Source organism: Rhodococcus sp. IEGM 1381, assembly GCF_030056795.1.
Taxonomy (GTDB): domain Bacteria; phylum Actinomycetota; class Actinomycetes; order Mycobacteriales; family Mycobacteriaceae; genus Rhodococcoides.
Window position 1 is genome coordinate 1009771 of sequence record NZ_JASHKQ010000001.1, and the last position, 24784, is coordinate 1034554.

The following is a 24784-nucleotide window of genomic DNA, read 5'->3' on the forward strand; positions in this document are numbered from 1 at the left end:
GAACACGAGCTGAGCATCTGCTCACCAGTTGGGGAGGCGTAATGAACGGATCGGAGCCCAGTGGGGCAAAGTCCGCGCGGTCCGGAGAGGATCTCCGTCTGGCTCTGCGCGCCGCCACGATGTACCACCTCGAAGGTGCGACGCAGGCCGAGATCGCTGTGAAGCTGGGGGTCTCGCGACCGACCGCAGGACGATTGGTCGCTCGTGCTCGTAGTCAGGGTCTCGTGACGATCGAGATCAACGTTCCCGACGATTTGCAGGGCACGGTGCATGCCGACGTCGAGCGAGAGCTGGAGGCGAAGTTCGCGCTCACCGAGGTTCTGGTCGTCTCGGACGTCATCGACGGAACGGACGCAGGCTACGGGTCCCTGGGCCGCGCGGCAGCGACGTTGCTCTCCCGTCGACTCAAGGATCAGGACGTTCTCGGTTTCACCTGGGGACCCGAAACGGTGGCGGTCGCCAGTTCGCTCAGGACCAGGTCCACCAAATGTGCTGCGGTGGTACAACTCGACGGTTCCATCACCTCGGCCGACTATCAGACCGGTGTCGAGTACACACTCGGACGGTGCGCTGCGTATCTGCAGGCGACACCCATCCGGCTCAACGCGCCGCTGTATGCCGATCAGGCGACAGTCGTTGCATTGGAGCAGGATTCCGTGATCTCGCGCGCCCTCAAAGCCGGGACCGATGCTGATGTGATGATGTACGGCATCGGTCCCGTTTCCACGTCCACCACGTTGTTCGAGGGCAGCTTCATCGACCTCGACGTTCTCGACGAACTGCGCCGCCTCGGTGCCGTCGGCGAAATCGGCGGACGGTTCTACGACGCCGACGGACAGGACACCGGAGGATCGCTCCCCGGCCGAACCGTGTCGGTGGGGCTCGACGCCATCAGGGCGTGTGATCGGGCTGTGCTCGTCACCGGTGGACAACGTAAACACGAGGCGCTGCTCGGTGCTCTGCGCGGCGGACTGGCCTCGATCCTGGTGACCGACATCGAAAGTGCACGTTGGCTCGTTGCGCAAGCTCCTGCAACAGCAACCTCCAATGGAAAGGTATTTCAGTGAGGGTTCTACCGAAAGTGGCTGTCGCGGCCTCGCTCGCGACGACCTTGGTGTTGTCCGGATGTGCCGGAGCCGGCTCGTTCGGTGGTGACGGTGACGGCAAGACGATCACCGTTGCGATCGTCTCGAATTCGCAGATGTCCGATGCCATTTCACTCGCTCCGGAGTTCGAGGCGGAGAACCCGGGCATCAATCTGAAGTTCGTGTCGCTGTCCGAGAACGAGGCGCGTGCCAAGATCACGGCGTCGGTGGCCACCGGCGGTGGTGAGTTCGATGTGGTGATGATCAGCAACTTCGAGACCCCGCAGTGGGCGGAGAACGGGTGGCTGACCAATCTGTCCGAGTATGCCGACGCCACCCCGGGATACGACGAGGACGATTTCATCCCCACGTTGAAGGAGTCGTTGTCCTATGAGGGCAGCATGTACTCGGTGCCGTTCTACGGTGAGTCGTCGTTCCTGATGTACCGCAAGGATCTGATGGAGGCCGCCGGCATCACGATGCCCGAGGAGCCCACCTGGCAGGAAGTCGCCGACGCCGCAGCGAAGCTCGACAGTCCTGACGTCTCGGGTATCTGCCTCCGCGGAAAGCCCGGTTGGGGTGAGGTTCTGGCACCGCTCGACACCGTCATCAACGCCTTCGGTGGACGGTGGTTCGACGAGAACTGGAACGCTCAGCTCAACAGCCCAGAGGTGGAACAGGCCGTTCAGTTCTACGTCGACTTAGTGCGTGAGCACGGTCAAGCCGGTGCAGCGACAAGTGGTTTCAGCGAGTGCGGAACGCAGCTCTCGCAGGGAAACACCGCTATGTGGTACGACGCAACGTCCGCTGTGTCGGTGTTGGAGGATCCCACCTCGAGCAACGTCGTCGGCAAGATCGGCTATGCCAAGGCTCCGTCGGCAGCCAAGGGCGACAACGGGTGGCTGTACTCCTGGGCCCTCGGCATCCCGAAGACATCCGAGAATCCGGACGACGCCTGGAAGTTCGTCTCGTGGATGACCAGCAAGGAGTACCTGAACAAGGTGGGCAACGAATTGGGTTGGGAACGAGTGCCTCCCGGTAGTCGCTTGTCCACCTACGAGATCCCCGAGTACGAGGAGGCGTCGGCGGCCTACGGTCAGGTCACCCTCGACTCGATCAACGGTGCCGACCCGAACAACCCGACCGTGGATCCGGTTCCCTACACCGGAGTGCAGTTCCTGACCATTCCCGAGTTCCAGGACCTGGGAACCCGCGTCAGCCAACAGATCAGCGCCGCAGTGGCAGGACGAATCAGCGTCCAGGACGCGCTCGAGCAAGCGCAGCAGTACGCCGAAGTGGTCGGCAAGACGTATCAGGAGGGCCAGGGATGACCACCACCGAAACACGATCGGCGCAGGCCGATTCCGAGGAATTCGTACCGAGACCCAGGACGATCTCGAAAGCGGAAGGGTGGCGTCGCCGCGGCCCACTGCTGCCGGCCATGGTGTTCGCTATTCTGGTCACCCAGGTTCCGTTCCTGTTCACGCTGTACTACTCGACGCAGTCGTGGAACCTCGTTCGACCGGGTTCGCAGAAGTTCAACTGGCTCAACAACTACGTCGCCGTCTTCCAGGACAGCCAGTTCCGTGAGGTCGCCCTCAACACGGTGATCATGATCGTCGGAACCGTCATCATCTCGGTGGTTCTCGGATTGTTCCTGGCTCTGCTGCTGGATCGGAAGTTCATCGGCCGCAGTCTGATCCGCACACTGTTGATCACCCCGTTCCTGATCACCCCGGTTGCCGGTGCATTGATCTGGAAGACCACGATGTTCGATCCCGTCTTCGGCCTGATCAACTTCGCACTGAGCCCGTTCGGTGTGGATCAGATCGACTGGGTCTCGCGTTACCCACTGCCTGCCGTCATGGCCAACCTGATCTGGCAGTGGACTCCGTTCATGATGCTGCTCATCCTCGCCGGCCTGCAGTCCATGCCCAAGGACATCGCCGAGGCGGCGCGTGTCGACGGTGCGGGTCCGGTCAAGCTCTTCCGTGAGCTCACCCTCCCGCATCTGCGCCGATTCATCGAGCTCGGTGCCGTTCTCGGTGCGATCTATCTCGTCAACACCTTCGACGCCGTGTACATGATGACCTCGGGCGGGCCGGGTGTCGCCAGCGCGAACCTGCCCTTCTACATCTATCAGCGCGCGTTCCTCGGCTTCGACATCGGGCAGGCCGCGGCCATGGGTGTCGTCACCGTGGTGGCCACCATCATCGTCAGCACCCTGGCGCTGAGACTGATCTTCAAGAGCTTCAGCGGAACCGAGGAGGCAGCGTGATGAGTACCGCAACCGTAGAGAAGTCGACCGACGCCGCGCCGATCAAGCGCAAGAGCAAGTGGGGGCCGGGGTCCATCTGGTCCTTCGTGGCCTGGGTCGCGGGCATCGCGTTCTTCTTCCCGGTGCTGTGGATGGTCCTCACCGGCTTCAAGCAGGAGGCCGACGCCTACTCCGACCCGCCCAAGCTGTTCTTCACCCCGACTCTCGATCAGTACCGCGGCGTACTCGACAGCGGCATCGGCACCACTTTGCTGAACTCGGCGTTCGCGACCGTCGTCTCGACGATCTTCGTTCTGCTGCTGGGTGTTCCGGCTGCCTTCGCACTGTCGCTGCGACCGGTCAAGAAGACGAAGGACGTGCTGTTCTTCTTCATCTCCACCAAGATGCTCCCGGTCGTTGCGGCGATCGTCCCGTTGTACGTCATCGTCGGCGACATCGGAATGCTGGACAACATCTGGACCTTGGTCGTGCTCTACACCGCGATGAATCTTCCCATCGCCGTATGGATGATGCGCTCGTTCTTCCTCGAGGTGCCGAGCGAACTGCTCGAGGCCGCGAGTATGGACGGGGCATCGCTGTGGACTTCGGTGCGCGAGGTTATCTTGCCGCTCGTCTCGCCCGGTATCGCGGCGACGTCGCTCATCTGCGTCATCTTCTCGTGGAACGAGTTCTTCTTCGCGGTCAACCTCACTGCCGTTCAGGCCCAGACGATTCCGGTGTACCTCGTCGGATTCATCACCGGCCAGGGCCTGTACTGGGCCCAGCTTTCCGCTGCTGCGACGTTCGCAGCACTTCCCGTCGTCCTTGCCGGATGGTTCGCGCAGAACAAGCTCGTGCGCGGTCTGTCCTTCGGCGCAATCAAGTAGGAGAAAGTCTCATGGCTGCAATCACGTACAAGAAGGCATCCTGCGTCTACGAAGGTGCCGACAAGCTCGCCGTCGATTCACTCGACCTCGACATCCAGGACGGCGAATTCGTCGTGCTGGTCGGGCCTTCCGGCTCCGGAAAGTCCACTGCACTGCGCATGCTCGCCGGCCTGGAGGAGATCGACGGTGGTGCCATCGAGATCGGTGGCAAGAACATGGTGGGTGTGCCGTCGAAGGACCGCGACATCGCGATGGTGTTCCAGAACTACGCGCTTTACCCCAACAAGACCGTCGGGGAGAACATGGGCTTCGCACTGAAGATGCGCGGTGTCTCTCTCGAGGAGCGCACGAAGAAGGTGGCCGAGGCCGCGAAGATCCTCGACCTCACCGAGTACCTGGACCGCAAGCCCGGCAAGCTCTCGGGTGGCCAGCGTCAGCGAGTTGCCATGGGGCGCGCTATCGTTCGTGAGCCGCAGGTGTTCTGCATGGACGAGCCCCTGTCCAACCTCGACGCGAAGCTGCGAGTCCAGACGCGTACCCAGATCGCGGCGTTGCAGCGACGGCTCGGCACCACGACTGTCTACGTCACCCACGACCAGGTCGAGGCCATGACGATGGGTGATCGCGTTGCCGTGTTGCGCGGCGGCAAACTGCAGCAGTTCGCCTCTCCCACAGACCTGTACGACAACCCCGTCAACGCATTCGTCGCCGGCTTCATCGGTTCGCCGGCGATGAACCTGATGACGGTTCCCATCGGCTCGGGTGGCGTGCAGATCGGTAGCTTCCTGATTCCCCTCGAACGCGACGAGCTGACCAAGCTCGCGAGCCTGGGTCTCGACAACGTCACCGTCGGGCTACGGCCGGAGCAGCTCGGCATCGTGCACGGTGGCGGTGAAGGCTTCGAGGGCAAGGTGGATCTGATCGAGGAACTCGGTAGCGAGTCTTACCTCTATGCGCACCTGGACGACCCGAAGGTCAAGGGTCTCGACGGGGGACCCGTGTCGTTGGTTGCGCGTTCGGCTGTGCGTGCCCCGGCCAAGATCGGCGAAAGCATCGGCCTGACGCGACTCGACGGTGCGATCCACCTCTTCCACCCGGAAACAGGGGAGCGTATCTAGCGCGGTTGGTACGGGGCTTTTCTGGACAGGATCAGCGCCGTCAGAAGCGCAGCACCCCAGGCCAGGAAGATGCCGTCGAAGAACAGGTGACCGTATTTGACGCCATCAGGAGAGGAGCCTGCGGAACGACCCGGGTCCAAGTTCTCGTCCGAGACGACCAACCCGATCACCGCCCCGACGAACGACGCTCCGCCCCAGAGAATCAGCAGTACAGAGCCGGGCCAGGATATGCCGAGGATCAACGACGGCAACCAGGTCCGGTTCTGTGCTGCCAGGCGGGGCCGGTTCATGTAAGCGAGGGCCGGAAGAATTGCCGCTGCGAGTTTGACGAGTGCAAGCACCAGCAGAGCCGTTCGGGCCGTTGCCGGTTCGGAGTCGACCCACTCCGTGGCGAAGGCGCCGACGGTGTCGAGCATCCATCGGCCACCAGCAGCCCAATAGGCGGAAAACGCGGCGTGGACAATCCCCAGTGCACATGCGATAGCGAAGTATCTGATGGTCACGGTGATCGAGGCTAGCCGAGTTGTCACCCCCGTTCAGGGGTAGCGAGGGATTGTTCATCTGCCCTACCGTGGCGGTGATGGGCATCACAGGCGCAGGAGGAAACATGGCCGAGTCGGCATACACGGCATTCAGGAACGCGCGCGATCTACTGCTCGACGCGTACGGCGAGTACGACCGAGCTGTATCGACTTTCGAGTGGCCATCGTTCGGTGAGACGTTCAACTGGGCTGTCGATTGGTTCGACGCGATTGCCCGCGGCAACGACGGCACCGCCCTGTGGATCGTCGAGGAGGACGGCAGCGAGTCCAAATTCAGCTTCGACGACATTGCGCGTCGCTCCGATCAGGTGGCTCGGTGGCTCGAATTACAGGGAATCGGCCGCGGTGACTCGGTGATCCTGATGCTGGGCAACCAGGTCGAACTCTGGGAGTCGATGCTCGCGGTGATGAAGCTGGGTGCGGTTCTGATGCCGACCACCACGGCCATCGGCTCCAGCGATCTGACCGATCGGGTGGTGCGCGGCAATGCCCGCGCGGTGATCGTGAACCCCTCGGACACCGGCAAATTCGACGACGTTCCCGGTGACTACCTGCGCATCGCGACCTCCGCACACGAAGGCTGGCTCGATTACGCCGATGCTCGATCAGTGAAGGCCCGGCCGTTCGAGTCCGTCACTGCGCCCGACGACCGCCTGCTGATGTACTTCACCTCCGGCACCACCAGCAAGCCCAAGCTCGTAGAGCACACTCAGATCTCCTATCCCGTAGGCCATCTGAGCACCATGTACTTCCTCGGGTTGCGGCCGGGCGATGTGCATCTGAACATCAGCTCGCCCGGCTGGGCCAAGCATGCGTGGAGCTGCTTCTTCGCGCCGTGGATCGCCGAGGCGACCATCTTCATCTACAACTACGGCAAGTTCGACGCGTCGGCATTGCTCGAGCAGATCCGTCGCGCCGAAGTGACGACCTTCTGTGCGCCACCGACAGTGTGGCGCATGCTCATTCAAGCTGACCTCACCGGCGGCGGGGGTTCACTCCGTGAGGCAATCGGTGCCGGCGAGCCACTCAATCCCGAGGTGATCTCCACTGTGCAGCGGGAGTGGGGCCTGAACATTCGCGACGGATTCGGGCAGACGGAAACCACTGCGCTGGTGGCCAATACGCCCGGTGCCGTGCTCAAGTCCGGTTCCATGGGCCGGCCACTGCCCGGAGTGCCAGTGGTGATCGTCGACCCCACCACCGGCGAACTCGCCGACGAGGGCGAGATCTGCCTCGACCTGGCCCAGAAGCCGTTCAACCTGATGACCGGCTACCTCGGTGACCCCGAACGCAACGCCGCTGTCATGGCCGACGGTTACTACCACACCGGCGACGTCGCATCGCGGGACTCCGACGGGTACATCACTTACGTCGGCCGCACCGATGACGTCTTCAAGGCCTCCGACTACAAGATCTCCCCGTTCGAGCTCGAAAGCGTTCTCATCGAACATCCCGCAGTGGCCGAGGCCGCAGTGGTGCCTGCCCCCGACGAGACGCGACTGGCCGTCCCCAAGGCATATGTGTCGTTGGCGTCGGGCTGGGAACCGAATGAGGACACGGCATTCGAGATCTTGAAGTACGCCCGGGAGCACCTGGCCCCGTTCCTGCGTGTTCGGCGTATCGAGTTCTTCGAGCTGCCCAAAACCATCTCGGGGAAAATCCGCCGAGTGGAGTTGCGCGCCCGCGAGGACGCTGCCGTCGGACCGCTGGTGGGCGAATGGCGAGACGACCAGTTCCCCGCGCTGAAGAGGTGACGTGAGCGCCCACTATTCGCTGTGGGAAGCGGGATCCCGTTTCTCGAGGCGAATAGTGGACACTCAGGTCAGTTGTGGGTGCGGTGTGGTGCTCGCGTCTCGAGGGCTGGGCCGGGGTGGGTTCGGTTGTCGTAGGTGATGTGAGTGTCCACTATTTGCGGTGGGAGGCGGAATCCCGCTGCTGGAGGCGAATAGTGGACACTCAGGTCAGTTGTCCCAGAACCGTTCGAGGACGCCGAGCACCTCTTCGGAGGCGGCCATCGTTGTCGCATGATCGAATCCGCGAATGAGGTGCAATTCGGAGTTGGGCACGAGCGCTGCGGCAGCCTGCGTGTCGTCGAGTCTGGTGCCGTCCTCGCTCCCGACGTAGAACAGCGACGGCTGAGTGAATCGCTGGAGCGCCGCGTCGGATAGACCGGGATCTGCGTCGCACGCTCGAATGTATGCGGCCATGGCCAGAGCATCGTTGGCAGAGAACACCGCTCGCGTTCCTGCATCGATCGGGAACATACGGTGGCTGTTCCACGCCTGGAGAAATCCGTCCATGCCGCGCTGCTCCAACACATCGGCGCACCCGGGGAAGAAGAGGCGGTCGAACGAGCCGGCCTGCGCGCCGTGACTACCGCCGCCGACGGCCAGTGATCGCACTCGCTCGGGCGCGGCCGCCGTCAAAGCCAACCCGGCCCGTGCCCCGAACGAATACCCGAGGTAGTCGACTGTCGGCGCGCCTACCGCATCGAGTACCGCCGTCAGATCGCCGACGATGTTGCCCATCGCGTAGGCGTCGGGAGTATGCGGCTTCTCGCTGCGTCCATGCCCGCGACTGTCGATCAGAATCAGCGTGCGAGTCGCGCGAAGAGCTTTGACATATCCGAACGTCCGCCAAATCGTGTGCGTCAGAAAACTGCCGTGCACCATCAACAACGGCGGCCCGGACCCCACCACCGTGTATGCGATCCGTGTCCCATCGTCGGCATTCGAGGTGTACTCCACCCCGCGATTGTTGCCCGCCGGGTCCACTCAACGTGACATTGACCCCCGAAAAGGCCACCAAATGTCACATTGAGTCCCTACGGGTGGGCGTTTCTTCGGCGGACTCGGCGGTTGGGGTGAGGTCGATGATGCGAATCGGGGCTATGGCATCGAGGAACGGTCGATCGTGGCTTGCGACGATCAGTGCACCCTCGAATGTCTCCAAGGCTTCGATGAGGTGTTGGCGGCTGGCGATGTCGAGGTTGTTGGTGGGCTCGTCGAGCATCAGTAGTTTCGGAGCAGGGTCTGCCAGTAGGATTCGCGCCAGTGCAGCCCGCAGTCGTTCTCCGCCGGAGAGGGTGGCGACGACGGCATCGGCGTCGGATCCGCGGAACAGGAATCGGGCGAGTTGTCCCCGGATCTGTTCGGCCGTGGCGTGCGGTGCCACGTCGGCGACGTTCTCGGCCACGGTGCGGGATTCGTCGAAGACGTCGAGTCGCTGCGGTAGATACTTCCACGGCACCTCTGCTCCGGCAGCATGCAGACTGCGCAACAGGGTGGTTTTGCCGCTCCCGTTCGGCCCGATCAATGCGAGGCGCTCAGGGCCCACGATGTGCACGTCCTCGTGCGCCAGAACTACTTGCCCAGGATGGACTTTCGTCGCCGGCAGGTCGACGCGGATCTCTCTGTCGTCGCGCAGCAGGTCCTCGGCTGCGGACAGGGACGACCGGGCATCGTCGACGCGATCGGTGTGGGTGCCGCGTAGCTTTCCGGCCGATTCCTGTGCGGCTCGTTTTCGCGCACCCATGATGATTTTGGGTTCGCGCTTCTGCTCTTCCATCTTCTTGCCGTAGCGCAGCCGTCGGTCGAGTTTGATTCGTGTGTCGATCAATTCGCGTTCCTGCTTACGGACGTCGTTTTTGGCGTCGCGAATGCTGGCACGGGCCGCGTCCTGCTCTGCGTCGACGACCGACCGATAGTGCTGATAGTTGCCGCCGAACATGCGTAGTCGCGAGATGCCGCTGCGTTCGGCGCGCACCTCGGCGATGGAGTCGACCCGCTCGAGCAGTTCCAGGTCGTGGGTGCAGACGAGCAGCACTCCCGCATACCCCTGGACTGCTGAGTACAGCCGTTCTTTCGCAACCTGATCGAGGTTGTTCGTCGGCTCGTCCAGCAGCAGAACGTCAGGTTCGACCAACAACTGCGCGGTGAGAGCCAACAACATGGCTTCGCCGCCCGAAAGGGTACCGACTCGCCGATCGAGGTCATCGATCGAGCCGACGATGGTGCCGAGTCCGAGCTTGTCGAGCAGCGCCAGTGCGCGCTCCTCGATGTCCCACGCGGATCCGACGACGGTGAAATCGTCCTCGGTCGATATCCCGGATTCGATGCGGTGCAATGCGTTTCGGATCGAGTCGATGGCCAGTACCGAGTCCACTGGGACATCGGGATCGAGTGCGATGTCCTGACGCAGATAGCCGAGTACGCCGGGTAGCGAGATCGAACCGTGCTGGGGAGTCGATTCACCGGCGAGCAACTTCAGCAGTGTCGACTTGCCGGCACCATTGGATCCGATGAGACCTGTTGTGCCGCTGGGAAATGTGACCGACAAAGCGTCGAACACGGGGTCTCCGTCGGGCCAGGTGAACGTCAGGTTCGAAACGAGCAACGAGGATGAATGAGGCATGGGCGCTCCAAAGGTAAGCATGCGGACGAGCTGCAAGCGTCTAGAACCTTTGGAAGAGCAATGGCCTCTCCGAATCTGTGGGCAACAGGGCGAACGCCACCGTAACCCCGAACCCGAAGGGCACGCAATCGAATTAGATCGACGGGCCCTTCTTGCGTAGCTCGTCGACCGTCTCCATGGCCCCGCGGAGCTCGTCCAGCCACTCCTGAGTGTGTTCGCCGACCAGCTTCACGGCCCAGGCAAGGGCGTCCGCGCGGGAGCGAGCGACGCCGGCGTCGACGAGGGTGTCTAGGACGCGACGCTCGGGCTGACGCAGGCGCGTCATGACCGGAACGGCGAGATGGGTGAACAGGATGACCTCCGATTCGGTCCGAACTCCCCACGCGACCTTGCGGCCGTATCGCTTCTCGGCTTCGGCGGCGATCTGCATGCGGTCGCCGCGGGTCGTTTCCCGGAACCGAGCGATGCGGCCCTCGACGGCCGCGGGTGAACTGTCCTGTTCGGTTGGCAGGGTGCCGATGACGACGATCTCCTCACGATCGACCTCGATCGAGGCGTCCCCGTCGAACCAGCTTCCGGGGAGTCTGCCGCCGAACCACTCGACTACATCGGTGGCATTCGGGATGTCTGCGTGCTGCCAGCCGCCGGGGCGTCCGAACGAGCGTCCGTTGGGTTTCATGAGGTCTCCTCGGTGTGAAGTAATACTGATTACATAATTACTCTCATTTTGGGAATCGCGCCACCATCGGTTCGTCGGTGGCCTGAGGCATGATCGACGTCGTGCGCACATCGAGAAAGTCGACTACTTCGGCCGTCATCCTGACCCTGGTGCTGGTTCTCGCTGCCTGCGGTCAGAGTGGGCCCGATCAGCCGCAGACCGTCGCCGAGCAGTTCGCGGAGGCGGTCAACAGCTCCAACATCGACCAGGCGGCCGCGCTGACCACCGATCCGGCCGGAGCGAGCGCAGCGCTCACCGAGTTGTACGACGGGCTCTCGGGCGGCGGAACGGTCACGGCCACTCCTGATTTCGAGGCTGTCGACGCGAACGAGGATGCCGGCACGTTCACCTTGAACGCCGGCTGGCGTTTTTCTACGACCGGCGACGGCACCGCCGAACCGGACGGCGAGCCGAAGGAGTGGAACTACACCACGTCGGCCACTGCAGCCGAGACCCAGCAGGGGTGGAAGATCACCTGGGATCCGGCGATGTTGGTGCCCGGGCTGACGGCCGATTCTTCGGTACGGTTCACTCCGACGGATGCTCTGGTGGCACCTCGTATCTTCGACGGCAACAGCGTCGAACTCATGTCGCAGCAGGTGGTCACCCTCGTCAACGTCGATGCCACGGCTGATCCGGTGGCCGTTGCGAATCTCGTCGGACCCGTCGTTCCCGGCATCACCGCCGAGTCCGTTGCGTCGACTGTTGCTGCTGCGCAAGGTAATTCAGCGACCATAGTCTCGCTCCGTCAGGCGGACATCGACCCCATCGGTGCCCAGCTCGCTACGATCCCCGGAGTCACACTGGCACCGCAGACGCGGCTGTTGGCCACCGATCGCAATCTCGTCTCGCCGGTACTCAGTGATTTGACGACGCTGTGGGAGCAGGAGCAGGCGGCCAATCGCGGCTGGGCGATCCAATCGGTCGCAGCCGATGGCACCGTCACCCAGCTCGCCGGACGCGATGCAAGCACCGGCGAGGACATCGCGGCCACCGTCGACTCGGCGCTGCAACTCAAAGCCGAGAATGCCCTGGCGTCGTTGCCGCAGCAGGCAGCGATCGTCGCGCTTCGGCCGTCGACGGGAAATGTTCTGGCCGTTGCTCAGAACGCCGCCGCGGACGCCGAGGGCCCGATCGCCTTGACCGGCCTGTACCCGCCGGGGTCGACATTCAAGACGGTCACTACCTCGGCTGCCCTGCAGTCCGGAGCCGTCACCCCCGACACGGTGTTGCCGTGCCCGGCGACCGAGAACATCGAAGGCAGGCAGATCCCGAACGACGACAACTTCGTACTCGGCGACGTGCCGCTGCACACCGCGTTCGCAAAATCGTGCAACACGACGATGGGCCGGCTCGGCGTTGCTCTCCCGCCGAACGGTCTCACCGACGCGGCTGCTCAGTTCGGACTCGGCGTCGACTACGTCACCCCGGGCCTGACGACCGTCACCGGCTCGGTGCCGGCGGCCGATACCCCGGCGCAGCGCGTCGAATCCGCCATCGGCCAGGGTCAGGTGACCGCGTCACCGTTCGGTATGGCGCTGGTGGCCTCGTCCATTGCCAACAACGGCTTGCTTCCGCCGACGATCGTCGCAGGGAAGCCCGGCGTGGGCAACATGCAGCCGGCAGCGGTGAACCCGCAGGTCACCGAGCAGCTGAAGACGATGATGCGCGAGACCATCACCGGCGGCACAGCCACGGCGCTGAACGACATCCCCGGGTTGCTCGGCAAGACCGGCACCGCCGAATTCGGTGCCAACAACGAAGGCGCTCACGGTTGGTTCGTCGGAATTTCCGGCGATCTCGCGTTCGCAGTCTTCGTGAACAATGCGGGCAGCTCGACGCCGGCCATCGAAGCTGCGGGTCGTTTTCTGAGGTAAACCGACCGCGACGTATCTCAATCGTGACCGGCTCGTATGAATACTGTGCTTGTTACTCGTGTGACTACAGTGAATATTGTGACTCATGAGTTCTATGAGTCGTGTCCGTCGTGGCCCGCGCAAGGTTCGCGGTCGCTACCTCGTCGCTGTGGCAGCCTCGGCGACATTGACGGTCTCGGCCGTGTTCTGGATGGTCGATCGGCCACCGAGCGAAGCCGAACTGTTGGTCTCGACGTTCGTCGATGCGCTGGACAACCGCGATGTCGCGGCGGCTGCCGCGCTGACGACCTACCCGAACGCCGCGACAGCAGCTCTGAACCAGATGTTCGACGGCTTGTCGGCCGACGGCACGTCCTCGGGCGATTTCGACCTGACCCAGTACATGGACCTCTCCGACGAGAGCGGCTTCTTCACTCTGGCGTCGGCGTGGAACTTCGGCGAGGGCAAGGACTGGAAGTACAGCGCACAGGGCTCGACCAAGAAACTCAGCGTTGGCTGGCGCATCGCGTGGGATCCGGCCACCCTCGTACCCGACCTCACCTCCGGTGGCTCGGTCCGTTACACCCGCACCGACGCCGCGCCCCCGTTGATCTTCGACGCCGCGAACAACGTGCTGATGAGTGAGCGGACCATCAACGCCATCTCCCTCGACCCGGCGCAGACGAGTGATCCGGTCGCGTCCACTACGCAACTTGCCGACATCATCGATGTCGTCGCGCCGCTCATCACCTCCGAATCTATGCTGGCAGAACTGAATTCGGCCGGCGGTGCACCGATCACCGCGGTGACTCTGCGCGACGACGACTTCGCCGTTCTCGAGGACGATCTGCGCGCCGTGCCGGGTGTGGTGGTCTCCCCGCAGCCGAAGCTCATCGTCGACGAACGGCGAATCACCTCACCGGTGCTCGACTCTCTGCGCACCGCATGGCAAGCCGGGCGCGACGCCACCGCAGGCTGGGCCGTCGACACCTACACCGTCGACGGAACCGGCGAGCGACGCGTCGGATTCCAGGGGCCGGGTGGGCCGGATCTGCACGCGACGCTCGATCCACGCGTGCAACTCGCGGCAGAGAACGCTGTGGTGATGGCGGGAACGTCCGCGTCGATCGTGGCGTTGTCCACCTCGACCGGTGCGATCATCGGTGCGGCACAGAACAGTTACGCCAACGAGCAAGGAGACGTGGCCTTCGGTGGTTCCTACCCGGCCGGCACCGCGTCTGATCTGCTCGAGGCTGTGCAGTCCGATCGTGGTGACGACAGCGGCGAGGACGCAGCCGCGCAGCTCGGCCTGGGAATTCACTACTCCATGCCCGGGCTCGACGCCTACACCGGAACTCCCGCCGGAAGTCGTAGTGCAATCGACGGCATCCGGACCGTGTCCACTGCCTCCGGGGACGAGGCGACCGTGACGCCGTTCGGACTGGCGCAGATGGCAGCCGCGATCTCCCGGGGCAGCGCGCCGACCCCGATGATCGTCGCCGGACAGACCGCGGTCGCCGATCGCGAAGCCGAGCCGATCGGAACGGACGCGACAAACCGGTTGCGCGGCATACTCGCCGACTCGTCGAGCAGCAGTGGTCTCGATACGTTCGACGGCGTCCAGGGCTTCGCCGGGGAAAGCGGCGACGACCGCTTCGTCCTCGCCACCAGTGGTGACGTTGCCTTCGCGGTGTACATCGAGGACGCCGACGGTGGGGATCAGGCAGTGCGGATGACGAGCCGGTTGTTGCAGGAAATGGCGAACCCGGTCGAGTGATTTCGGGCAGGAGTGGAGCCTGCGGAATGACCAGGGAGTCGGCCAGGTAGTTAGTCACGGTAGCTTTGCACGGTGACTGTGCCCGATTTCGGACTACTGGTGGTGGCCGGGTTCTTCGCCGGCCTCATCGGGTTCGTCACCGGCCTCGCCTCGCTCGTCTCCTATCCGGCGCTGCTGGCGGTGGGTTTGCCTGCCGTGTCGGCCAACGTGACGAACACGGTGGCGCTGGTCGCTGCTGGCGTCGGCGCGACGGCGAGTTCCTCGGCCGAGCTGGCCAAGGACGGCAAGCAGCTTGTTCGCTACGCGGCGTACTCGGCGCTCGGCGGTACCACCGGCGCGATTCTGTTGCTGGTCACCCCGGACGGATCGTTCGAGACGGTCGTGCCGTTTCTGGTGGCAATGGCGGCCATTGCGCTGCTGCTGCAGCCGAGTATTCGAAAGCTGTCCGGGGAGAAAGAGTTTCCGAGGCTCTATCCGCTGGCTCTGTTCGCGGTAGCGATCTACGGTGGCTATTTCGGGGCAGGGGCCGGTGTCATTTTCCTCGCGTTGGCGCTGATCTGTACGGCGGATACGTATTGGCGCGCAAGCGTTCTGAAGAGCTTCTTCCTCGGTATCGCGAACCTGATTGCGGCGATCATCTTTTCGTTCTCCGGCCACGTGCATTGGCTGGCCGCCCTTGCATTGGCGATCGGATGTTTCGTCGGCGGTGCCTGCGGGCCACCGACGGTCAAGGTGATCTCGCCGATCGTGCTGCGCATCGCCGTCGGGATTCTAGGTCTCGGACTTGCCGGTTGGCTGGGGTATCAGGCCTTCGGCTGACAGTCAGGTCAGTTGTGCCTCAGCTTCTCGGGGGACGCCGCAGCAGCCACCGGTCGACGGAGCGTCGGGCTCGTCGAACAGGCCTGCGCCGCCACAGACTCCCGTGTCCGGCAATGTCAGCTCGACCTTCCGTGCGCCCTCGTGGTCACCTGCGAGTTCGGCTGCGATGCTGCGAACCTGCTCGTAGCCGGTCATCGCCAGAAATGTCGGTGCGCGGCCGTAGCTCTTCATGCCCACCAGGTAGAAGCCTGGCTCGGGTTGGGTAAGTTCTTCGACTCCGTGCGGGGACACCGATCCGCACGAATGCATGTTGGGGTCGACCAACTCCGCGACGAACTTGGGTGCCTGCAGGGTGGGATCGAGATCGAGGCGAACCTCGGACAGCCACGACAGATCCGGGCGGAACCCGGTCAGCGCGACGATGCGATCGACGCATCCGATGCGAGCGCCGGCATCACCGACAAGGGTCAGCTGATCACCCTCCGCCGCAACGGTTTCGGTACGGAAGCCGGAAACCACGGTGAGGAACCCGTCGTCGACGGCCTTCTTGGCGCGTTGACCCAGAGCGCCGCGGGCGGCGAGTTCGTCGGCTTCGCCGCCGCCGAACACGTCTGCGGTGACGCTTCGGCGCACGGCCCAGGTGAGCGTCGTTCCTGGTTCCTCTGCAGCGAGTTCGGCGAAGGTGATGATGGCGGTCAGGGCGGAGTGGCCGCTGCCTGCGATGACGGTGTGCTTGCCCGCGAACTGGGCGCGAATCGCCGGATCGGTCAGATCGGGGACCCGGTAGTCGATTCTGTCGGCGGACGACTTCTCGCCGATGGCCGGAAGTCCTTCGCTGCCCAGTGGATTCGGTGATCCCCAGGTGCCGGACGCATCGACGACCGCGCGGGCGAGGATGCGCTCCTCGCTGTCGTCGGGATGGCGGATGTGTACCGAGAGGAGTTCGGTGTCGCGTCCGGCGTCGACGACGCGGTCGCGTCCGCGGCGGGCAACGCCGACCACCTCGCAGTCCACTCGAACCGCGTCGCCGAGGACGTCTGCGAGAGGCGCGAGATACTTCTCGACCCATTCGCGTCCGGTGGCGTAGGTGTCACCGTTCGGTGCAGCCCAACCGGTGGGTTCGAGCAGGCGTGCTGCCGCGGGGTCGACGACCTCGGACCACGGGGAGAACAACCGAACGTGAGTCCACTCCGACACCGCCGAACCGGCCGACGGTCCGCGTTCGAGAACAACGACGGCAGAGCCGGTTTCGGTGAGATGTGCGGCGGCGGCAAGACCGATGGGGCCTGCACCGACCACTACTACGGGGTATTCGTTCATGATTGATCTACCTTTCCTCGTCGAGCGGGAATGTTCACTGCTGCGCGTGCGGTACGGCCGACGCCGATGAGCGTGGCCGACGCCGGTCCGGTCCAGTCGCCGTACCCCAGGAACATCAGGGTCGGCTCGCCTCGAACATGGTTGTCGTCCAGAATGATTCCCGACCCGTCGGCCTGTAGGTGCAGTGACCGCAGGTGCCGCAGCGCAGGCCGGAAGCCGGTGCACCACACGATCGCATCCAGCGTCTCCGTCGTGTGCCCGTCGGTGACGCCGTCGGAGGTGATCGCCGTGAACATCGGCCGAGCATGCAGGACTCCTCGATCCCTGGCCTCCTTCACCGGCGGGACCATGACGATGTCGCCCAGACCGGCGACCCCGCCGGAGTCCGCTTCGCCCTCGGCAAGAGCGCGAGCCCGATCGCTGGCGACATCGAACAGCACTCGGCCGTCGACGTCGTCGGGCAGAAATTTCAGTTCGCGGTTGGTGAACCACAGGGTCTCGGCAACGGTGGAGATCTCCGCGAGGATCTGCGCCGCGGAGTTACCGCCACCGACGATGCCGACTCGCTTGCCTGCGAACATGTCCGGCGTGCGGTAGTCGGCAGCATGTAGCTGCGTCCCGTCGAATTCACGCATTCCGGGATAGCTGGGCCAGAAGGGTCGAGACCACGTTCCCGTTGCATTGACGACTGCCGCGGCACCGTACGACTCGCCATCGGTGTCGATTCGATAGCCGCCCTCGACTCGATTCACGGACCTCACGTCGACGGGCCGGTGCACCGGCAACTCGTACTTCTTCTCGTACGCCCGCAGGTAGTCCACCACGTGCGATGCCGGCGGAAAGCCGTTGCGCCATGGCGGCATCGGCCAACCGGGTAGGCGTGAGTACTCGGCCGGCGAGAACAGGTGCAGCGACGGCCAGTAGTCCTGCCAGGAACCTCCGGCATGCGTCTGGTTGTCGAGGATTACGAAGTCGAGCCCGGCTCGCCGCAGGTAGTAACCGGCGGCCAGTCCTGCCTGACCGCCGCCGATCACCACCACCTCCGAAGTCGTTCGAGTCAAGCGTTGGTGCCACGCAATCTGGATGCCAGTTCCTCGACCCGAGCAGCGATGTCGTCACGCACCAGACGCATCCGATCCATGCCGTCGATGCCGCGTTCGGACGGCTCGTCGGTGTTCCAGTTCTCGAACGTCGGACCGTCCACGGGTTCCACGTGCGCCTCGCTACCGAGGGTGACGACGTAGTCCATGCGGGCGAGCAGAGCTGGGTCGATCGGCTTGGGTGCTTCGCCCGACAGGTCGACGCCGACTTCGAGAAGAGATTCGGCCGACAGCGCGTTGACGCTGCCGCCGGGTTTCGTTCCGGCAGAGTGCACTTCGATCGAATCTCCGGCGACCTTACGCATCAAACCGGCGGCCATCTGTGACTTACCGCCGTTCTTGACGCAGACGAACAGCACGCTGGGGGTGTCGGACATCAGGACTCCTTTGTCGCTGTGTTCGCGGATGGATTGGGGGAGAATCGTTTACGCAGTGCGAGCGAGACGTAGACGAGGCCGACCAGTACCGGCACCTCGATGAGTGGTCCGACGACTCCGGCGAGTGCTTGCCCGGATGTCGCGCCGTAGGTCGCGATGGCCACGGCGATCGCGAGCTCGAAGTTGTTGCCAGCTGCGGTGAATGCGAGGGTAGTGGTGCGCTCGTAGCCCAGACCCATCGCGGCACCCAGGGCGTAGCCGCCGCCCCACATCACCGCGAAGTACACCAGCAGTGGCAGCGCGATACGCACCACGTCCAACGGCTGTGAGGTTATCCGATCACCCTGCAGCGCAAAGAGAATGACAATCGTGAACAGCAGCCCGTAGAGCGCCCAGGGGGCGATCCTGGGGATGAACTTCTCCTCGTACCACTCGCGGCCCTTGGCGCGTTCACCGAAGAAGCGCGAAGCGAATCCGGCGATCAACGGTATTCCGAGAAAGATGAGTACCGACTTGGCGATCTGCCACGGCGACGCCTCGATGGTGGTCTGCTCGAGTCCGAGCCAGCCGGGCAGCACCGAGAGATAGAACCACCCGAGGACGGCGAACATGAAGACCTGGAACACCGAGTTGATCGCCACCAGCACTGCGGCGGCTTCCCGATCTCCGCAGGCGAGATCGTTCCAGATGATGACCATCGCGATGCATCGAGCCAGGCCGACGATGATCAGGCCGGTTCGGTATTCGGGGAGGTCGGGCAGGAAAAGCCATGCGAGAGCGAACATCAGGGCCGGACCGAGGACCCAGTTGAGGAGTAGCGATCCGATCAGCAGACGCTTGTCTCCGGTCACGGTATCGAGGCGGTCGTAGCGCACCTTGGCCAGCACCGGATACATCATGATCAGCAGGCCGATGGCGATCGGGAGTGAGACTCCGTCGATCGAGATGGACGACAGCGCGTCGTTCATCCCGGGGATCATGCGTCCGAGCACCAGTCCAACGACCATCGCCACGCCGATCCACACGGGCAGGAACCGGTCGAGGGTGGAGAGTTTGCCGACCACGGCGGTATCGGTCGAGGTACTCATGCCATGACCTCCGTTGATTCTGCAGCGTTCAGTACCGTCGACAGTTGTTGCAGCGCAGAGGGAATTACCGAGTAGTAGACCCAGGTGCCGCGTCGTTCGCAGTCGAGTAGGCCGGCCTCGCGAAGCACCTTGAGGTGATGGGAGATGGTCGGTTGCGAGAGGTCGAATGCAGGGGAGATGTCGCACACGCACGCTTCGCCGCCGGCGTGACTGGCGACGAGACTGAGCATGCGTAGGCGCACGGGATCACCCAGTGCTTTGAACATGCGGGCGAGGTCTCCGGCCCAATCCGCGTTCAGGGGTTCGCGGATCAGCGGCGAGCAGCACTCCTGGTCTTGATTCGACATGCGTCTATATTGACGCTCATCGAATCAGTCGTCAAGTGGACAGTTGCCGAACCCGAAGAAGGCGGTAGGTGACACCGAGCACGACCACGACGGTTCCGACGACGATGGAGGTGGCAGGCAGTGTGGCAATCAGGACGACGCATCCGATACTGCCGACGATCTGCAGAACCTTGGGGTACCGCCGGTGCTGAGAGTCCTGGGTATAGGCGCTCACGTTGGCGACCAGGTAGTACAGAAGAACCCCGAACGACGAGAAGCCGATGGCATCACGCAGATCTACCACGAGTACCAGGACGCAGACGATCGCTGCCAGCACGATCTCGGCCCGGTGGGGGACCGAGTAACGAGGATGGACTGCGGTCAGATACGACGGCAGATCGTCGTGGCGAGCCATCGCCAGTGAGGTGCGTCCGATCCCGGCGATCAGTGCGAGCAATGCTCCCAGTGCGGCTAGGCCGGCGCCGATCCGCATGAGCGGAGACGCCCACGAATGTCCCGATGCCACCACGAGATCGACCAATGGGGCAGACGACGAGGCCAGGAGCTCGGGCCCGAGGACCGACAGCAGAGTCAACGCGATAACGGTGTAGACCAGCAGCGCGATACCGAGGGCGGAGACGATGGCGCGCGGAATGGTGCGCTTGGGTCGGATGACCTCCTCGCCGAGGGTGGCGATACGCGCGTAGCCCGCGAAGGCGAAGAACAGCAGCCCCGCCGACTGCAGAATGCCGTACCACCCGTTCTCGGTGAACGAGCCGAGTTTGCCGACGGCGGGACCGGACGAGCCGGTGAGGCCGAGAACGACCCCGATGAGAAGCACGGCGAGTACCGCGGTGACCAGAACTTTGGTCAGCGACGCAGTGCGAGTGATGCCGAAGTAGTTCACCGTTGTCAGTAGCGCAACAGCAAGCACGGCAACGAGTTCGGTGTATCCCGCGGGTGCGACGTAGGCCGCGAACACCAGTGCCATCGCCGCCGAACTCGCAGTCTTGCCGATGACGAAGCTCCACCCGGCCAGGAAGCCGGGCCACTCGCCCAGTCGCTCACGACCGTAGATGTACGTGCCGCCCGACGTCGGGTACTGCGCGGCCAGCTGAGCCGACGAGGTGGCGTTGCAGAACGCCACCACCGCGGCGATGGCAAGACCGATCAGCAGGCCCGCTCCCGCGACGGCCGACGCCGGGGCGAAGGACGCGAACACCCCGGCCCCGACCATCGAACCGACACCGATGGCGATGGCGTCGAACAGTCCGAGGCGACGGGCCAAGGGCGCCGGGTCGGTCATGCCGGACAACAATTCTCGATCACGGCGGCAACTGTAGGTGCTGCGATCGATTCAGCGCAGTTCCTGGAACTCGGACAGCAGCGCGAAGGTGGACTCGCACAGTTCGGTCTGCGTCAGCAAGATGCCGATTGTCCCGTCCGGGTCGACGAAGAAGTCGGTGCCCTGCCCGCCGGACCAGCCGTACCGACCGAGGTGATCTCCTTCGGTGACGACCGAGACGCCGAATCCCCACCCCATTCCCGCCCAGAAGCCCGGGTAGAAACTCTCGTCGGTCTTGATCGACGCGGGCACCTGGTCATCTTTCATCAGCTCCAGGTGTTCGGTCGACACCGACGTCGCGATCGCGCGAAGAAAGCGGTGAAAATCGGTCACCGTCGACACCAATTCGCCGTGACTCACCTCGACAGGGGGCGGTCCCGCGTAGGGCCCGCCTGCGGCGGGTTCGGTCTCGATCAACGACCCGACCTCGAACCGGTAAGCCGCCGTCAGGCGATGGCACCGGTCGGTCGGTACCCACAGTCCGGTGTCGAGCATGTCGAGTGGCTCGAACAGGTCGTCGCGGAGGTGATCCTGCAGAGACCGGCCGACGATGCGAGAGACGAGGATGCCGAGGATCGCGAAGCCGTGGTGGTAGCGCCACCCGGCACCGGGCTGAAAAGCCAGAGGGAGATCCGCCATGCGTGCCAACCACTCGTCCGCGCCGAGCGGAGACGGCGCGGGGCCGGCTTCGGTGTCGTTGTCCCTCATCGCCCGGGCCAGCGAGGTGTCTCCCATCTGAATTCCGTACCCACTGGTGTTGGTGAGCAAGTGCCGCAACGTGATCGGTCTGTCCTGAGGAACGGTGTCGTCGAGTGCAGCGTCGGGGCGGGTGAGCACGGGGCGGCGGGCGAGTTCGGGTAGCCAGGGCACGACGTCGTCGTCCAGCGTCAGTCGGCCCGCCTCCACGAGCCGCAGGGCGGCCACGCTGGTGACGATCTTGGTCATCGACTGAATCCGGACGATGGCGTCGGCCGACATCGGTGGACCGCCGACCGCCGATGATCCGACCGCGATGGGTTCCGCATCAGGGCCACCCAGGAGCGCTACCGCCCCCGGCATCAGTCCGGCGTCGATGTGCCGGGTCAACAGTTCGCGCACGGTTCCGCTCACGGACTCATCGTGTCACCCGAGCGGTCCGGATTCCAACGATCGCTACTTCTCGTTCTGGTACACGTCCGGGATGCCGTCGTGGTTGTCGTCGCGCGTCTCTTCGATGTAGAAGTCCCGGTACGCCTTGTTGCGGGTTCGCAGAATGATCGAGGCGATGGTGGCCGCAATGATCGAACCGGTCAGCACAGCGACTTTGACGTGATCGTCGCGCTGAGTTCCTTCGCCGAAAGCGAGGTCGCCGATCAGCAGCGACACGGTGAAGCCGATGCCCGCGAGCATTGCGACGCCGAAGACGTCGAGCCATTTCAGTCCGGCATCCAGTGTCGCCCTGGTGAAACGGGATACGAGATACGTGGTGCCGAAGATGCCGATGGCCTTACCGATGACGAGGCCGGCGATGATGCCGATGGCGATCGGATCGGTGAGGGCACTGCGCAGACCGGAGAAGCCTCCGACTGTCACGCCGGCCGCGCAGAAGGCGAAGAGCGGCACCGCGATTCCCGCGGAGATGGGCCGAATCTTGTGCTCGAAGTGTTCGGCGAGTCCGGGGCCCGCATCGGGGCCGCCGTTGGCCTTGCTCCGGATCACCGGGACGGCGAAGCCGAGCAGAACGCCCGCGACGGTGGCGTGGACGCCCGACTCGTGCATGAGCACCCAGGTCACGACCGCCAGTGGGATCAGAATCCACCACGAGCGAATGCGCATCTGCACGGCGACGGCGAACAACGCCAGCGGAATCAACGTCAGACCGAGCGCGATGAAGTTGATGTCGTCGGTGTAGAAGATTGCGATGACACTGACGGCCAGGAGGTCGTCGACCACGGCCAGAGTCAGCAGGAAGGTCCGCAACGCGGTCGGAAGATGCGTGCTTATCACCGCGAGAACGGCGACAGCGAACGCGATGTCGGTTGCGGTGGGAATGGCCCAGCCGAGGAGGGCTCCGTCCCCGGTACCAAGGTTGAACAGCACGAAAATGACTGCGGGAACTGCCATTCCGCCGACGGCCGCGGCCACCGGCAATGCGGCGCGGGCCGGATCGCGCAGATCACCGGCAACGAATTCGCGTTTGAGTTCGAGTCCGACGACGAAGAAGAAGATGGCCAGCAGCCCGTCGGCGGCCCACGTCGACAGCGTCAGATCGAGATGCAGTGCCGAGGGTCCGACGCGGGTGCTCATCAGAGAGTCGTATGCCGCGGACCAGGGTGAGTTTGCCCAGATCAACGCGACCATCGTGGCGACGAGTAGCAGCGCGCCACCGACGGTCTCCTTGCGGAGAATTTGTGCGACGCGTTCGGCCTCGGACCAGGAGCCGCGGGAGAACAGCGGCAAACGCGTCTTGGAAGGTGGTGAATCTGTCATGGTGACAACGCCTTTCGGTAGCTTCGTCGCGCTGTGAGCCACCCGAAAATCAGTCAGTAGGCGCGCAGCACGAAGTTGTTGCCGACCAGACTTCCCGGCGCACCGTAGGCAACACTATCGCGAAAAGGTCCCTGTCACCGAACCGAGGGGATAAATCTGGCGAGCGCGCGCCAGCCGAGCAGCAGAACCGCGGTGGACAGGGTTGCCACGATGATGAACGACCCAGCTGTTCCTTGCCCGGTCACCGCACGCAGGACCATGCCCAGAGCGACCGTCATCACCCACACGACGATGCCCGTCGGGACGATGAGGAACGCGTCGAACTTGTTGCGGTACAGCGCGAACGTGACGATCCAGCCGATGGCCGCACCGACGACGAACGGCCAGGCGGTGTGGAAGAGGCCGGACAGCGCGGCGGCCTCGGCATGGCTGCGTCGGCCGATCGCGGCGAACAGCACGATCATCAGCAGGTCGAGGACGGCAGCAACTGCGGGAGTGCGAAACTTCACGCGCCCCACTGTAGACACCTACGGCGAAAGGCCCGCACCGGCGAATGCGGTGCGGGCCTTTCGGTGGACCTCCCGGACTGGATCAATGCGGGTTTCAGTCGCTTGGACTGCAACAAAGCCGCATTGATCCGGCGGGGGAGAGCTGAAGCTGAAAAATTACGCCTGCAGTCCGGCTTCGATTTCCAGGTTCAGCGTGATCTTGTCGCCGACGACTGCGCCGCCGCCTTCGAGGGGCATGTCGATGCTGATGCCGAAGTCCTTGCGGTTGATGACGGTGCTGGCCTCGAAGCCGGCGACCGGTCCGTTACCCATGCCGGCGTTGACGCCGTTGAACTCGAGCTTCAGGTCGACGGAGTTGGTGACGCCGTGGAGGGTGAAGTCACCGGTGACGATGAAGTCTCCGCCGTCGGCCTTGACCGAGGTGGACTTGAACGTTGCGGTGGGGAACTTCTCGACCTCGAAGAAGTCGGCGGTCTTCAGGTGGCCGTCACGCTGGGCGTTGTCGGTCGTGATCGAGGTGACGTCGATCTCGGCGTCGACCGACGGGGTGCCGTCGGCGTCGACGGTGATGGTGCCGGTGAAGGCCTGGAAACGGCCGCGGACCTTGCTGACCACCAGGTGGCGGACGGTGAATCCGACGGTGGAGTGGGCTGCGTCGATGGCCCAGGTGCCTGCGGTGAGCTCGGGAAGTGCGATGGCGGTGGTCATGGTGACTCCTAGTGGGTTGAAGTTTCAATGCTCATAGTACACAAGCGGACCGGGGTCCGTATATATTCCG

The 24784-nt window shown here is 64.0% G+C and carries 23 protein-coding genes; 9 read left to right on the plus strand and 14 right to left on the minus strand.

What is annotated here, in order from left to right; all coding sequences use genetic code 11:
* Positions 1-41: 41 nt before the first annotated feature.
* Genes QM797_RS04855 through QM797_RS04875 form a run of 5 tightly spaced genes read left to right on the plus strand, consistent with a single transcriptional unit; the run spans position 42 to position 5347 of the window.
* Positions 42-1067, plus strand: a complete 1026-nt coding sequence (locus QM797_RS04855) for a sugar-binding transcriptional regulator (protein ID WP_283274023.1) — start codon at positions 42-44, stop codon at positions 1065-1067.
* Positions 1064-2416 (plus strand): ABC transporter substrate-binding protein, encoded by a 1353-nt coding sequence (locus tag QM797_RS04860; RefSeq protein ID WP_283274024.1) that lies wholly within the window; start codon positions 1064-1066, stop codon positions 2414-2416. The genes QM797_RS04855 and QM797_RS04860 overlap by 4 nt, the downstream gene beginning before the upstream one ends.
* Positions 2413-3363, plus strand: coding sequence for a carbohydrate ABC transporter permease (locus tag QM797_RS04865; protein ID WP_135046710.1), 951 nt, complete (start codon positions 2413-2415; stop codon positions 3361-3363). Before QM797_RS04860 ends, QM797_RS04865 begins: the two co-directional genes overlap by 4 nt.
* Entirely contained in the window at positions 3363-4229 is an 867-nt protein-coding gene (locus QM797_RS04870; RefSeq protein WP_283274026.1) for a carbohydrate ABC transporter permease, read from the plus strand. The genes QM797_RS04865 and QM797_RS04870 overlap by 1 nt, the downstream gene beginning before the upstream one ends.
* 11 nt (positions 4230-4240) lie before the next feature.
* Positions 4241-5347, plus strand: coding sequence for an ABC transporter ATP-binding protein (locus QM797_RS04875; protein WP_283274027.1), 1107 nt, complete (start codon positions 4241-4243; stop codon positions 5345-5347).
* Here QM797_RS04875 and QM797_RS04880 read toward each other — a convergent pair.
* Positions 5344-5850 carry a DUF3995 domain-containing protein gene (locus tag QM797_RS04880; protein WP_283274028.1) on the minus strand — a complete coding sequence of 169 codons (507 nt, stop codon included), beginning with the start codon at positions 5848-5850 and terminating at the stop codon, positions 5344-5346. The genes QM797_RS04875 and QM797_RS04880 overlap by 4 nt on opposite strands.
* Positions 5851-5927: 77 nt before the next feature.
* On the opposite strand from QM797_RS04880, the gene QM797_RS04885 reads away from it, so the two are divergent.
* Complete coding sequence (locus tag QM797_RS04885) at positions 5928-7643, plus strand: AMP-binding protein (protein WP_502942264.1); 1716 nt, start codon at positions 5928-5930, stop codon at positions 7641-7643.
* A gap of 207 nt (positions 7644-7850) precedes the next feature.
* Here the strand turns inward: QM797_RS04885 and QM797_RS04890 are convergent, their stop codons facing one another.
* The 3 genes from QM797_RS04890 to abmR all read right to left on the minus strand — a co-directional run bounded on the left by QM797_RS04890 (position 7851) and on the right by abmR (position 10981).
* Positions 7851-8636 (minus strand): alpha/beta fold hydrolase, encoded by a 786-nt coding sequence (locus tag QM797_RS04890; protein ID WP_283274029.1) that lies wholly within the window; start codon positions 8634-8636, stop codon positions 7851-7853.
* A gap of 64 nt (positions 8637-8700) precedes the next feature.
* On the minus strand, positions 8701-10302 hold the full coding sequence (locus QM797_RS04895; protein ID WP_283274030.1) for an ABC-F family ATP-binding cassette domain-containing protein: 1602 nt from the start codon (positions 10300-10302) through the stop codon (positions 8701-8703).
* Between the two features lie 133 nt (positions 10303-10435).
* On the minus strand, positions 10436-10981 hold the full coding sequence (gene abmR / locus QM797_RS04900) for an ATP-binding transcription factor AbmR (protein WP_283274031.1): 546 nt from the start codon (positions 10979-10981) through the stop codon (positions 10436-10438).
* Positions 10982-11070: 89 nt separating this feature from the next.
* Between abmR and QM797_RS04905 the strand changes: the two genes are divergently transcribed.
* The 3 genes from QM797_RS04905 (at position 11071) to QM797_RS04915 (ending at position 15472) form a co-directional block, all read left to right on the plus strand.
* Positions 11071-12897, plus strand: a complete 1827-nt coding sequence (locus QM797_RS04905) for a penicillin-binding transpeptidase domain-containing protein (protein WP_283274032.1) — start codon at positions 11071-11073, stop codon at positions 12895-12897.
* A gap of 94 nt (positions 12898-12991) precedes the next feature.
* Positions 12992-14653 (plus strand): NTF2-like N-terminal transpeptidase domain-containing protein, encoded by a 1662-nt coding sequence (locus tag QM797_RS04910; protein WP_283275282.1) that lies wholly within the window; start codon positions 12992-12994, stop codon positions 14651-14653.
* Between the two features lie 72 nt (positions 14654-14725).
* Positions 14726-15472, plus strand: coding sequence for a sulfite exporter TauE/SafE family protein (locus QM797_RS04915; protein ID WP_283274034.1), 747 nt, complete (start codon positions 14726-14728; stop codon positions 15470-15472).
* A 3-nt stretch (positions 15473-15475) separates the two neighbouring features.
* Here the strand turns inward: QM797_RS04915 and QM797_RS04920 are convergent, their stop codons facing one another.
* The 10 genes from QM797_RS04920 to QM797_RS04965 form a co-directional block, all read right to left on the minus strand.
* Positions 15476-16792 (minus strand): NAD(P)-binding domain-containing protein, encoded by a 1317-nt coding sequence (locus QM797_RS04920; protein ID WP_283274035.1) that lies wholly within the window; start codon positions 16790-16792, stop codon positions 15476-15478.
* Positions 16789-17853 (minus strand): ArsO family NAD(P)H-dependent flavin-containing monooxygenase, encoded by a 1065-nt coding sequence (locus QM797_RS04925; protein WP_283274036.1) that lies wholly within the window; start codon positions 17851-17853, stop codon positions 16789-16791. Before QM797_RS04925 ends, QM797_RS04920 begins: the two co-directional genes overlap by 4 nt.
* Positions 17850-18269: an arsenate-mycothiol transferase ArsC gene (locus QM797_RS04930; protein ID WP_283274037.1), complete on the minus strand. Its 420-nt coding sequence runs from the start codon at positions 18267-18269 to the stop codon at positions 17850-17852. The genes QM797_RS04925 and QM797_RS04930 overlap by 4 nt, the downstream gene beginning before the upstream one ends.
* Positions 18269-19357, minus strand: a complete 1089-nt coding sequence (gene arsB / locus QM797_RS04935) for an ACR3 family arsenite efflux transporter (RefSeq protein WP_283274038.1) — start codon at positions 19355-19357, stop codon at positions 18269-18271. The genes QM797_RS04930 and arsB overlap by 1 nt, the downstream gene beginning before the upstream one ends.
* Positions 19354-19704, minus strand: a complete 351-nt coding sequence (locus tag QM797_RS04940; protein WP_283274039.1) for an ArsR/SmtB family transcription factor — start codon at positions 19702-19704, stop codon at positions 19354-19356. The genes arsB and QM797_RS04940 overlap by 4 nt, the downstream gene beginning before the upstream one ends.
* 31 nt (positions 19705-19735) lie before the next feature.
* Positions 19736-20989, minus strand: a complete 1254-nt coding sequence (locus tag QM797_RS04945) for an APC family permease (RefSeq protein WP_283274040.1) — start codon at positions 20987-20989, stop codon at positions 19736-19738.
* 51 nt (positions 20990-21040) lie between these two features.
* Positions 21041-22138: a serine hydrolase domain-containing protein gene (locus tag QM797_RS04950; protein WP_283274041.1), complete on the minus strand. Its 1098-nt coding sequence runs from the start codon at positions 22136-22138 to the stop codon at positions 21041-21043.
* A gap of 42 nt (positions 22139-22180) precedes the next feature.
* On the minus strand, positions 22181-23497 hold the full coding sequence (gene nhaA, locus QM797_RS04955; RefSeq protein WP_283274042.1) for a Na+/H+ antiporter NhaA: 1317 nt from the start codon (positions 23495-23497) through the stop codon (positions 22181-22183).
* A 134-nt stretch (positions 23498-23631) separates the two neighbouring features.
* Positions 23632-24006 carry a DUF3054 domain-containing protein gene (locus QM797_RS04960; RefSeq protein ID WP_283274043.1) on the minus strand — a complete coding sequence of 125 codons (375 nt, stop codon included), beginning with the start codon at positions 24004-24006 and terminating at the stop codon, positions 23632-23634.
* Positions 24007-24162: 156 nt separating this feature from the next.
* Entirely contained in the window at positions 24163-24714 is a 552-nt protein-coding gene (locus QM797_RS04965; protein ID WP_283274044.1) for a YceI family protein, read from the minus strand.
* Positions 24715-24784 lie beyond the last annotated feature (70 nt).

Coding starts and splice junctions, on each gene's coding strand:
- QM797_RS04885 (WP_502942264.1), top strand. CDS start 5,928: ATGGGCATCACAGGCGCAGGAGGAAACATGGCCGAGTCGGCATACACG.
- QM797_RS04865 (WP_135046710.1), top strand. CDS start 2,413: ATGACCACCACCGAAACACGATCGGCGCAGGCCGATTCCGAGGAATTC.
- QM797_RS04945 (WP_283274040.1), bottom strand. CDS start 20,989: ATGACCGACCCGGCGCCCTTGGCCCGTCGCCTCGGACTGTTCGACGCC.
- QM797_RS04855 (WP_283274023.1), top strand. CDS start 42: ATGAACGGATCGGAGCCCAGTGGGGCAAAGTCCGCGCGGTCCGGAGAG.
- QM797_RS04910 (WP_283275282.1), top strand. CDS start 12,992: ATGAGTCGTGTCCGTCGTGGCCCGCGCAAGGTTCGCGGTCGCTACCTC.
- QM797_RS04965 (WP_283274044.1), bottom strand. CDS start 24,714: ATGACCACCGCCATCGCACTTCCCGAGCTCACCGCAGGCACCTGGGCC.
- QM797_RS04905 (WP_283274032.1), top strand. CDS start 11,071: ATGATCGACGTCGTGCGCACATCGAGAAAGTCGACTACTTCGGCCGTC.
- QM797_RS04895 (WP_283274030.1), bottom strand. CDS start 10,302: ATGCCTCATTCATCCTCGTTGCTCGTTTCGAACCTGACGTTCACCTGG.
- QM797_RS04930 (WP_283274037.1), bottom strand. CDS start 18,269: ATGTCCGACACCCCCAGCGTGCTGTTCGTCTGCGTCAAGAACGGCGGT.
- abmR (WP_283274031.1), bottom strand. CDS start 10,981: ATGAAACCCAACGGACGCTCGTTCGGACGCCCCGGCGGCTGGCAGCAC.
- arsB (WP_283274038.1), bottom strand. CDS start 19,357: ATGAGTACCTCGACCGATACCGCCGTGGTCGGCAAACTCTCCACCCTC.
- QM797_RS04870 (WP_283274026.1), top strand. CDS start 3,363: ATGAGTACCGCAACCGTAGAGAAGTCGACCGACGCCGCGCCGATCAAG.
- QM797_RS04940 (WP_283274039.1), bottom strand. CDS start 19,704: ATGTCGAATCAAGACCAGGAGTGCTGCTCGCCGCTGATCCGCGAACCC.
- nhaA (WP_283274042.1), bottom strand. CDS start 23,497: ATGACAGATTCACCACCTTCCAAGACGCGTTTGCCGCTGTTCTCCCGC.
- QM797_RS04920 (WP_283274035.1), bottom strand. CDS start 16,792: ATGAACGAATACCCCGTAGTAGTGGTCGGTGCAGGCCCCATCGGTCTT.
- QM797_RS04875 (WP_283274027.1), top strand. CDS start 4,241: ATGGCTGCAATCACGTACAAGAAGGCATCCTGCGTCTACGAAGGTGCC.